Here is an 8,920-nt window from a genome sequence, read left to right on the forward strand (position 1 = left end):
ATAACTGATAACTGATAACTGATAACTGATTACTGATTACTGATTACTGATTACTGATTACTGATTACTGATTACTGATTACTGATAACTGATAACTGATAACTGATAACTGATTACTGATAACTGATTACTGATTACTGATAACTGATAACTGATAACTGATAACTGATAACTGATTACTGATTACTGATTACTGATTACTGATTACTGATTACTGATTACTCCTTGACCGAAGAATTTCGGGGGTTTTGCTAAGGTATAAACTTCCGTATTTTGTGCGATTGCTTGACGAATATAGAGAGGAGTTTGTAACATTCCTAGTAAACTCATGCCATCAATTAAACGTAATCCTCCCGTAGTTGTATCGCTGATTAATTCATCCACCACATCGGGATCGGGACGAGTATTTAAAGGATGATTAGCACAGAGAGTAAAACCCCAAGGAGAACCATAACTAGGAGTGGGAGCGCAATAGGAATGAACGTAGGGGAAAACTGCTTTTAAAGTATTCACCAAACGCGCATGATACATCACCGAAGGAGGAGAAACCGGACCAGATTGAACAACAACAATGCCATTTTCGGCCAAAACTCTTTGTAGTTTTTCAAAGTATTCTTTCGTGAATAGGGGGAAAGAAGGACCCTCTCCGATGGGATCAACCAGATCAGAGATAATAATATCCCATTGATCGTTAGTGGTGTCTAAAACTTCTAAAGCATCGGCCACAACTAACTCAAAACGAGGATCATCAAAAGTGCCTTGGTGCATTTCGGGAAGATGTTCCTTACAAGCTGCCACCACATCCCCATCGATATCGATCATCATCACTTTTTCGATTGTTTTCCAACGCAATAACTCCCGCGTTGTCGCACCTTCACCACCTCCCAGAATTAAAGCAGTTTTTGCTTCTTGGTGGGCAATCATTGCCGGTTGCACTAATGCTTCATGATAAATAAATTCATCCCCCGTACAAGATTGCCATTTCCCATCCAGTACCAAGGCTTTTCCATAGGCCCCCGACTCAACAATATACATCTCCTGAAAAGCGGTTTTTTTGTAGGCTAAAATCCGCGAAACCCCATGACTATAAATGTCCCAGGGGGTAATATATTCGTTAACCCATAGATCCGCTTTTAGTTCACTTCCTGCCATAACTAATCCTCCTTGGGGTGAAAAAGGCACGATCTATCATTATACAACAATTGACAAAATTCGATCGATAACCTGAAATCATCTCCCGGTCATCCCGAAGCTGTCGATAATCGATCGCTGAAAAACGGTAAGCTAGAAAAGATTAGCGAACAGTAAACTTCTAGCCACTAACCTATGACCAAAAACGAGACTACCGAGAAAAAGATTTTTCTCCTAGATTTTGAAAAACCCCTCTACGAATTAGAATCCCGCATCGAACAGATTAAAGAATTAGCCCAAGAAAATAGCGTAGATGTCTCGGAACAAATTAGTCAACTAGACGAACGAGCTAATCAATTACGTCGTGAGATTTTTAGCAATCTCACCCCTTCCCAAAGGCTACAATTAGCCCGTCATCCCCGGCGCCCCAGTACCCTAGACTATATTCAGGCAATCACCGATGAATGGTTCGAGTTGCACGGGGATCGCTGTGGTTACGACGATCCCGCTCTTGTGGGTGGTGTTGCCCGTTTTAACGGTCGTCCCGTGGTGATTATCGGGCATCAAAAAGGCCGGGATACTAAGGATAATGTGGCTAGAAATTTCGGCATGGCTGCCCCCGGTGGTTATCGTAAAGCCATGCGTTTAATGGAACACGCCCATCAGTTTAATCAGCCAATTTTAACCTTTATTGACACCCCTGGAGCCTGGGCGGGGGTAGAAGCGGAAAAATTAGGTCAAGGGGAAGCGATCGCCTATAATCTCCGGGAGATGTTCCGTTTAGATGTGCCGATCATTTGTACTGTTATTGGCGAAGGTGGTTCCGGCGGTGCTTTGGGTATTGGGGTCGGCGATCGCCTATTAATGTTAGAGCATTCTGTCTATACCGTGGCGACTCCCGAAGCTTGTGCCGCCATTCTCTGGAAAGATGCCAAAAAATCCGATAAAGCAGCAGTGGCCCTCAAAATTACCTCAAAAGATTTAAAAGAGTTAAATATTATCGATCAGATCGTTCCTGAACCCTCCAGAGGGGCCCATGCTGATCCGATTAAAGCGGCAGCCAATTTAAAAGCCGCTATTAATGAAAATTTAGAGGCTTTATCTGTGTTAACTCCCCAACAACGGCGCGAATCTCGTTATCAAAAATTCCGCAATTTAGGCGTATTTTTAGAAGCTACAGCTTAATCAGTGAGCAGTGATCAGTTACGGCAAATTGTGTTTAAAAAGTAGAAGCATTCGGATAGGAAATCTACGGTTTCAGCGATAGGTTATTGCCCCAATGCTTCGCCCCTACTTTCAAAATCTTGCACCTGCTTCGCAAAAAAGCCCCAAACCCCTTACCTCGTCTATATTTTACCTTTATTAAGCAAACCCTAATTAGTCCGATTATTTCCGAGTTATTATTGGTAAATTAATCTTACCAATTAAAAGGTCCCAAAGCCCGATCGTTGTAATCGCCACCCTCGACAATAAAATGAATGACCATCGATTTACGGGTTAGCAGGTTATTATTAATCTTCCCACCACCATGAATTAACATTCCGTGCCAGAGAAGAATCTCTCCTTTTTTAGCAGTAAATGATTGACAGTCATAATTCTGGGCGCGCTGGTTAACATAATCTTGGTATTGGGGAATTTGAGCGGCCGTAATATTTTTAAGATTGACGGCGGGATAGTCTGGAAAAAAGTCAGTTACTTTGATATTTTTATGAGATTTAGGATAAAAAATTAGCGGGCCAGCATCGGCGGAAATATCTTCCAAGGCAATCCAAACACCGACTAAATGATTAGCAGGATGAACATAAAAAACTGCCATATCCTCGTGCAGCCCCTGCTCTGTACCGTGCAGGAAGTTGATGGAATATCTCGGTTCGCAGGATTTGCCAATAATTAAATTAACTAAATCTCTCAGATTTTGATTGTCAAAAATTGCTCGAGCAGCGGGGGAAATCTCATGAAAGGCATGGAGTCGCCAAATAGAATTAACTAAGGCTTTTCTTTGCTCCATATCTAGGGCTAAAACTTGCTCGTGACTCAAACTCGCCGGTAGATTTTCTGCTTGAATGCCTTCAATTCTTAACCCAGGGATAGCCGATTCTAGGAAAAATAAATCGGCTAATTCCGCTACTAAATTATTGATCGCCGTTGCGGGAATTAAATCTTTGACAACACAATAACCCAATTCTCGCCAATGGTCAAGGAGTTGATATTCTCGTTCGGAAATTCGCCGTTGTTGACGAGCTTTTTGCAGGGATTTTTCCGCTCGCGATCGATCTAACCAGGGTAATTCGGCAGTAGAATCGAAAGACCAGGGCAAATTTTTTAAGATATCGGCAATTTTAAGAATCATACTCAGTTCATCTTTTCCGAGCTACTTTCGGACTATATCTAATCTATAAGCGATCGATCTACCCTGTCAACAGATCTAAATTATCTGAAAAAACCCCCTAGTATTAATTAGGAGGTTACAGGGAAAAAATTAATCAGGGTTGATGGGATTAACTGGCGCTAACTTCAGCAGGATAAACGCTAACTTGACGGCGACTTTTATCCTTGTATTCAAATTTGACCACACCATCAATTAAAGCGAATAAAGTATCATCGCCACCACGACCAACATTTTTACCCGGGTGAACTTTAGTACCCCGTTGACGGATGAGAATATTTCCCGCTTTTACCACTTGACCACCGTAGCGCTTAACGCCTAGTCTCTGGGAACGAGAATCGCGTCCGTTGCGGGTACTACCCGTACCTTTCTTATGAGCCATAATTTCTCTCCAAATGCTTTTTTGATTGTAAAAGTTATTCTTCTTCGTCGCTACTATCTTCCACAACTTCAGCGCCGGAGGTAGCAGCAGTGGCGACTAGGGTTTTACCGTTATAATTGATTGAATCAATCATAAAACGGGTAATTTCTTGACGATGACCGCGTTTTTTGCGGGTTTTCTTTTTCGGGCGCATTTTATAGACAATAACTTTTTTGCCCCGACGATGTTGCATGACAGTCCCTTCGACGGTAGCCCCTTCGATAAAGGGCTGACCGATGCTAATATCATCCTCATCATGGATTAATAGCACTTTGTCGATGGTATGGGTACTTTGTTCATCGACGGGAAGAAGTTCAATATCGTAATAGCGACCGGGTTCCACCCGAATCTGTTTGCCACCGGTCTCAATAATCGCGTAACTCATAAATTTTCTGCGCTCGTTTTGCCGTACAGGTAGCTGAAAAAAATCCCAGCTTTTGTGCTAATGTCTTCACCTGATCCGAGCAGGAATTGACACAATTTACTATTGTCTAATATTCGGGGGGCGATTGTCAAGCTTTTTACCCACCGATTGGCTATATACTGAAAATAATCTTACGAAAAACTCAATTAAACCGTTATGGAACAGTGGGAAAGCAGAGGACACCTGTTAACCGAACAAATTAACCCAAACAGCCTAAATTTAGACCAATTAAACCCGCTCGAATTGGTGGATCTCTTCAATCGCGAGGATGCCCAAACCCTAAAAGCGATCGCCATGGCCCGGCAAGAATTGGCCCTAGGGATCTCCCTGACCAGTCAAGCTCTGGCTAAAGGTGGTAGACTCTTTTACATTGGGGCGGGAACCAGTGGCCGGCTGGGGGTTTTGGACGCGGCCGAATGTCCCCCCACCTTCTGCACTCCCCCGGAATTGGTACAGGGAATTATTGCCGGTGGAGCGGCGGCGCTGGTGCGTAGTTCCGAAGATTTGGAGGATAAAGCGGAAGATGGAGCGGCGATTATTGCCCAGCGAGAAATTCACGAATTAGACGTGGTAGTGGGGATTACCGCCGGGGGGACAACCCCCTACGTTCACGGGGCTTTACAGGCGGCAAAACAGCGGGGTGCGACGACGATTGCCATTAGTTGTGTCCCCGCCGAACAAGTGGAGATCGCGGTGGATGTGGATATCCGGTTATTGACTGGACCAGAACTTTTGGCCGGCTCCACCCGTCTGAAAGCGGGAACGGTGACGAAAATGGCTTTAAATATCCTTTCCACAGGGACAATGGTCATGTTAGGCAAGGTTTACGGCAACCAGATGGTCGATGTGGCAGTTACTAATCATAAACTCCATGACCGCGCCCTGCGGATTATCTGCAACCTTACCGATATTAGTCGTGAGGAAGCGGCTATTTTACTGGAAAAAAGTGGCCGCCGGGTTAAATTGGCTTTGTTAATGCAGAAAACGGGACTTTCGGCGGCCCCAGGACAAGAATTGTTACAAAAGCATCGGGGTCAATTACGGGCCGCCCTGCAAGCTTATAATCAAATTGATTGATAAAAACCTATTGATTTTGACTTTCCTATGGTTAATATTTCTTCGGAAATTGCTGCGGTCGCTGTTATTTTCCTCGTCGCTGGTGCTATCTTGACTTGGAGTTTTTATCGAGCTAAACCCTACGGCCAACTGGGAATTTTAGCTTGGTTACAATCCTTGGTACTCATAGCTCCTTGGTTAATTTTTTTCGGGCTATTTGCGGCGGGAATTTATCTCAATCTAGCGGTAATTCTCTTTTTACTGGTTGCTGCCACCATTATCTATATTTATTTGGGCAACCGTTTACGCTTACTGAAAACCAATCAGATAATTGAACCGAAAGTTAACCAGGCAGTTAGCCAGTCCGTTACTCCTCTAGAAATCCCGGCAGCGGTGACAGCAATTGTGCCGGATGTGATGCCAATTCCCGAAGAGGATTTAAAAGTTATTCAGAGTATTTTTGGGATAGATACTTTTTTTGCCACCGAAACTATCTCTTTTCAGGAAGGGGCAATTTTTAAAGGCAATTTACGGGGAGAACCGGATCTAGTTCACTCGCGCTTAACCCAGAAATTAAGTAATCATTTTGGCGATAAATATCGTTTATTTCTGGTGGAAGGAACCGAGGAAAAACCGGTGGTAATTATCCTTCCCAAAACTAATGATCCTAGTCCTGCCACTCTTGCTCAAAAAAATCTCTCTTTAGTTTTGTTAGTAGCCACTATTGTCACCAGCTTAGAAGCGGCGGGAATTTTATTAGGTTTTGATTTGTTTAGTAATTGGCAGAGATATCGAGAAGCAATTCCCCTGAGTTTGGGTTTATGGTCGGTATTAATTGCCCACGAAATCGGTCATCTAATTATCGCTAAACGCCATAATGTTCGTCTCAGTTTACCCTATTTTCTTCCCACTTGGCAGATTGGTTCTTTTGGGGCGATTACTCGTTTTGAATCTTTATTACCTAACCGCAGTGTTCTATTTGATATAGCTTTCGCTGGTCCTGCTTTGGGCGGTTTGGTTTCTTTAATCTTATTAATTATTGGACTGACTTTATCTAATTCGGCCAGCCTTTTTCAAATCCCTAGTAACTTTTTCCAAAGTTCAATTTTAGTGAGTTTTTTAGCGCGGATAGTTTTGGGCGACGAGTTACAAAATGCTGTTATATCCGTGCATCCTTTAACTGTTATCGGTTGGTTAGGATTGGTGATTACCGCCCTTAATTTACTGCCTGCTGGACAGTTAGATGGTGGCAGAATTGTTCAGGCTATTTATGGTCGCAAAATTGCCCGCCGCACCACTGTGGCCACTTTGGTCATTTTGGGCATTATTTCCTTAGTTAATCCCAGTAATCCGATTCCTCTCTATTGGACAATTTTAGTCGCTTTTTTACAAAGAGAGTTGGAAAGACCGAGTTTAAACGAGTTAACCGAACCCGATGACACCCGCGCCGGTTGGGGTTTATTACTACTCTTTTTAATGTTGGCGACTCTGATTCCTTTAAGCCCTAGTTTAGCGGGACGGTTAGGCATCGGTGGCTAAATACTTCCCCGAAATTCTTGCCATTGATTGCCGTCAAAAAAAAGCTTGACAAAAACTCAAGTCTTGACTTATAATTTTCTTATAATGGGAATCCGTGTCCGCCTATAGACCCCTGATTTTTCCGTAAAATATAGCCTCCAGCATTTACCCCTGAAGATTTGACTTTTGGAGTTGCTTAAATGTCTAACGAAACTGTCACTTATTCCCTAGAAGCTGTCCTGACAAGGATTGAGGGGAAAATCGACTCTCTGGAAAAACGTATTGACGAGAAAATCGACTCTCTGGAAAAACGTATTGACGAGAAAATCGACTCTCTGGAAAAACGTATTGATGAGAGATTTGACAAGGTAGAAGACCGGTTAACTAAAGTAGAAATAGGACAGGCCGAACTCAAGGGAGAAATCAAAGCTCTGGATGAACGAGTAAGCACAAAAATCGAGGGATTAACTGCAAGGGTTGCCTATCAGGAATTCACCAATCGAGGGATTCTGATAGCATTGGTGGTCGCTATTTTAGGAGGTGCCGCTAAACTTTTTGGTTTTTTCCCTAATCCTTAGAAGTTGCCGGTAGCCGTACCTAGTAGATAGGCTCTTCCCCAAAATTTTTCGCTCATTACCCCGATCATTCGTTAGAATAGATTCAGAATTTAAGGATAAAATCTCATCTATGAATCCCGTTGTTTTGGTGCATGGTTTTCTGGACACTACTGCTGTTTTTAAACCGATGAGCGAGTATTTAAACTATCATGGTTGGCAGGTGCATAGTTTTAATCTAATTCCCAATCATGGTTACAAAAAGTTAGAAGTTTTAGCCGGTCAGGTGGAGAATTATATCGAGAAAAACTTTGCTAAAGAGCAGAAAGTAGATCTGATTGGGTTTAGTATGGGAGGATTAATTACCCGCTACTACCTGCAAAGATTGGGAGGAGTGGCAAGAGTGCAACGTTACCTAAATATTTCTGCACCGAATCGAGGCACGTTAACCGCGTATAGTTTACCCTTAGATGGGATTAGACAAATGCAGCCGGGGAGTCAATTTCTAGAGGATTTAAATCAAGATTGTCAACAAATTTTAAATAAAATTAAAACCACAATTATCTGGACTCCCTACGATTTAATGATATTTCCTGCCCATAGTTCTCGTTTATCGGTGGGCAAAGAAATTTCCATTCCGGTATTGCTCCATGCTTGGATGGTCAAAGATAGCAAAGTTTTAACAACAATTAAAGAGACCTTATTAGAATAGAAATACTGGTTCTCTCCAATACCGGAACAAGGTCAAAATATCACCAACAAAAAAGTTAATTATCATCAAAAAAGCTTGACTTATGGTTATAATTGTGCTAATTCAAAAATGAAACGCATCAGCGGCGGACTTCGGGATTTGTATCATTAGAAGATTATTAAACCTCTAGGTTTAATCACTTAAATTAGCAGTTTCTAGCCATTTTTTACCCATTTCAATGGGAATACCGAGGGGAGGACAGAGAACTTTAATTAATTCAATTCCTCCCGTGATTAAAATGCTTCTTAAGCGAGAATTTTTCTGGATTGCTGCGTCAACTTGTGCGACAAAAGTTTGTTTTTCAATTTCGGTATTAGTGGGATAAGTTTGGGTGAGTTGGCTGATAAGTTGTTGGATTTCTTGGGCGGCTTCGGCTAAATTTTGGGGTGTGGCGTAATTATGTTGAACTGCTTTTTGATCTCCTTGCACCGTATCGGCAAAGTTAGCAATATTTGCTCCACGAAGGTCATATTTAGGAGTTTATGACATAGGATTAAAAGATTGAAGATTACTGATGATAATTAGGGTTTGCGGCAAAAAGTACGGGCGAAGCATTCGGATAGAAAATCTCCGGTTTCACCGATAGGTTATTGCCCGAATGCTTCGCCCCTACAGGACGCGGGCCGATGAAGACGCAAGGTTTTGAAGCACGATTCTCTCAAAATCTTGCACCTGTTTC

The 8,920-nt window shown here is 42.5% G+C and carries 10 protein-coding genes; 5 read left to right on the plus strand and 5 right to left on the minus strand.

Annotated features, from left to right (window positions below):
* Positions 1–204: 204 nt before the first annotated feature.
* Positions 205–1,152, minus strand: a complete 948-nt coding sequence (locus IM515_RS24820; RefSeq protein WP_110579115.1) for a fused MFS/spermidine synthase — start codon at positions 1,150–1,152, stop codon at positions 205–207.
* 174 nt (positions 1,153–1,326) lie between these two features.
* Here IM515_RS24820 and accA point away from each other — a divergent pair, with 174 nt between their 5' ends.
* Entirely contained in the window at positions 1,327–2,316 is a 990-nt protein-coding gene (gene accA / locus IM515_RS24825) for an acetyl-CoA carboxylase carboxyl transferase subunit alpha (RefSeq protein WP_287628915.1), read from the plus strand.
* Positions 2,317–2,548: 232 nt separating this feature from the next.
* Here the strand turns inward: accA and IM515_RS24830 are convergent, their stop codons facing one another.
* The 3 genes from IM515_RS24830 to rplU form a co-directional block, all read right to left on the minus strand.
* The gene (locus IM515_RS24830) at positions 2,549–3,481 is read right to left on the minus strand and encodes a phytanoyl-CoA dioxygenase family protein (RefSeq protein ID WP_002765752.1); all 933 of its coding nucleotides are present in this window, start codon (positions 3,479–3,481) and stop codon (positions 2,549–2,551) included.
* A 148-nt stretch (positions 3,482–3,629) separates the two neighbouring features.
* Positions 3,630–3,899, minus strand: a complete 270-nt coding sequence (rpmA, locus tag IM515_RS24835; RefSeq protein ID WP_002744094.1) for a 50S ribosomal protein L27 — start codon at positions 3,897–3,899, stop codon at positions 3,630–3,632.
* Positions 3,900–3,933: 34 nt separating this feature from the next.
* Positions 3,934–4,323 (minus strand): 50S ribosomal protein L21, encoded by a 390-nt coding sequence (rplU, locus tag IM515_RS24840; RefSeq protein WP_002785944.1) that lies wholly within the window; start codon positions 4,321–4,323, stop codon positions 3,934–3,936.
* Between the two features lie 195 nt (positions 4,324–4,518).
* Here rplU and murQ point away from each other — a divergent pair, with 195 nt between their 5' ends.
* From murQ to IM515_RS24860, 4 genes are all read left to right on the plus strand, one after another.
* Positions 4,519–5,439: an N-acetylmuramic acid 6-phosphate etherase gene (murQ, locus tag IM515_RS24845; RefSeq protein ID WP_287628913.1), complete on the plus strand. Its 921-nt coding sequence runs from the start codon at positions 4,519–4,521 to the stop codon at positions 5,437–5,439.
* A 27-nt stretch (positions 5,440–5,466) separates the two neighbouring features.
* A complete protein-coding gene (locus IM515_RS24850) occupies positions 5,467–6,957 on the plus strand; it encodes a site-2 protease family protein (RefSeq protein WP_287628911.1) in 1,491 nt (496 codons plus the stop codon).
* A gap of 179 nt (positions 6,958–7,136) precedes the next feature.
* On the plus strand, positions 7,137–7,514 hold the full coding sequence (locus IM515_RS24855) for a DUF4164 domain-containing protein (RefSeq protein ID WP_287628910.1): 378 nt from the start codon (positions 7,137–7,139) through the stop codon (positions 7,512–7,514).
* Between the two features lie 109 nt (positions 7,515–7,623).
* Entirely contained in the window at positions 7,624–8,202 is a 579-nt protein-coding gene (locus tag IM515_RS24860) for an esterase/lipase family protein (RefSeq protein ID WP_002760290.1), read from the plus strand.
* Positions 8,203–8,373: 171 nt separating this feature from the next.
* Here IM515_RS24860 and IM515_RS24865 read toward each other — a convergent pair whose 3' ends face one another.
* Positions 8,374–8,670: a hypothetical protein gene (locus IM515_RS24865; RefSeq protein WP_287628909.1), complete on the minus strand. Its 297-nt coding sequence runs from the start codon at positions 8,668–8,670 to the stop codon at positions 8,374–8,376.
* Positions 8,671–8,920: the final 250 nt, after the last annotated feature.

Origin of the sequence: Microcystis sp. M44BS1, assembly GCF_020244875.1 — a bacterium.
In the GTDB taxonomy this organism is placed as follows: domain Bacteria; phylum Cyanobacteriota; class Cyanobacteriia; order Cyanobacteriales; family Microcystaceae; genus Microcystis; species Microcystis panniformis.

Excerpts from the sequence above, each read along its gene's own strand:
- IM515_RS24820 (WP_110579115.1), bottom strand. The coding sequence starts at position 1,152 with ATGGCAGGAAGTGAACTAAAAGCGGATCTATGGGTTAACGAATATATT.
- accA (WP_287628915.1), top strand. The coding sequence starts at position 1,327 with ATGACCAAAAACGAGACTACCGAGAAAAAGATTTTTCTCCTAGATTTT.
- IM515_RS24830 (WP_002765752.1), bottom strand. The coding sequence starts at position 3,481 with ATGATTCTTAAAATTGCCGATATCTTAAAAAATTTGCCCTGGTCTTTC.
- rpmA (WP_002744094.1), bottom strand. The coding sequence starts at position 3,899 with ATGGCTCATAAGAAAGGTACGGGTAGTACCCGCAACGGACGCGATTCT.
- rplU (WP_002785944.1), bottom strand. The coding sequence starts at position 4,323 with ATGAGTTACGCGATTATTGAGACCGGTGGCAAACAGATTCGGGTGGAA.
- murQ (WP_287628913.1), top strand. The coding sequence starts at position 4,519 with ATGGAACAGTGGGAAAGCAGAGGACACCTGTTAACCGAACAAATTAAC.
- IM515_RS24850 (WP_287628911.1), top strand. The coding sequence starts at position 5,467 with ATGGTTAATATTTCTTCGGAAATTGCTGCGGTCGCTGTTATTTTCCTC.
- IM515_RS24855 (WP_287628910.1), top strand. The coding sequence starts at position 7,137 with ATGTCTAACGAAACTGTCACTTATTCCCTAGAAGCTGTCCTGACAAGG.
- IM515_RS24860 (WP_002760290.1), top strand. The coding sequence starts at position 7,624 with ATGAATCCCGTTGTTTTGGTGCATGGTTTTCTGGACACTACTGCTGTT.